General features: G+C 45.5%; 1 protein-coding gene. It reads left to right on the plus strand.

What is annotated here, in order from left to right:
• Positions 1-315: 315 nt before the first annotated feature.
• Positions 316-1,117, plus strand: an 802-nt coding sequence (locus GOU96_RS17695; protein WP_324702087.1) for a tyrosine-type recombinase/integrase, incomplete at its 3' end; no start/stop codon positions are given.

Consider the following 1,117-nt stretch of genomic DNA (forward strand, 5'->3'; position numbering starts at 1 on the left):
CCATTGTTCGTTGACCAAGGTCCGCGCCAGCATCTGGGCGCAGGCCTGATCCGGAGCGGTGCACAGCACCAGCCGGGCAGAAACCGCCGCAGTTACGGAATTCATCACATCAGGCTCTCACGTGGATAAAACATATACCGGCGTACTATACCTGAAATAGGCTACAAATAAACATCCGATAACGTTGATTAGAGTCTATAAAACCCTTGATTTACAAGCATTGTGGCTATCTTTATCGTCTGCTTACATCTACTCAAAACTACCGAAATTTACTCGCATATGTGTATAGTATTGTGCATAGAATAGAACCTGTACGTGAAAACTATACACATGTTGCTTTCAGACCTTGCCATTAGACGTTCCAAACCAAAAGCAAAGCCATATACGCTCAACGATGGAAACGGGCTTTCGTTACTCATTGAGCCGAATGGCTCTAAAGGGTGGCGCTTACGCTATAGATTTGCAGGAAAACCCAAAATGTTGTCACTGGGAGTATACCCTGATGTATCTCTTTCTGATGCTAGAACTGCAAGAGATGAGGCTAAAAGACTCATCGCGAATGGTATAAACCCTAGTGAGGTCAGAAAAGCCCAAAAGCGTGAGCTAGAAAGTAAATGTTGCAATACCTTTGAGAACATAACCCGTGAATGGTACGAGAAACGGCGGGACAGATGGTCTGTGTTATACGCAAAGGAAATGCTAGACACATTTGAGAGGGATGTTTTCCCATACATTGGCAGTAGACCTATATCAGAGATTAAGCCGATGGAGCTACTCGCAGTTCTTTCCATCCTTAATGATCGCGGGGCAACAGAAAAATTACGCAAGGTGCGTCAGCGATGTGGTGAAGTATTTAGGTACGCAATAATCACCGGACGAGCCGAATACAATCCTGCTCCAGACCTAGCAAGCGCATTTGCACCACACAAAAAAGAGCATTATGCGTATCTGGCTGCGGGTGAGTTGCCGGAGTTTTTCCGTATCTTTAAAACGTATACAGGGAGTCAAATCGTCAAACTGGCGATGCGGTTATTAATATTGACAGGAGTGAGACCAGGCGAATTACGGCAAGCGGAGTGGCACGAAATCGATTTTGATAATCGCCTGTGGGAGATTC

Source organism: Vibrio sp. R-1 (genome assembly GCF_035615595.1).
Lineage (GTDB): Bacteria > Pseudomonadota > Gammaproteobacteria > Enterobacterales > Vibrionaceae > Vibrio > Vibrio cholerae.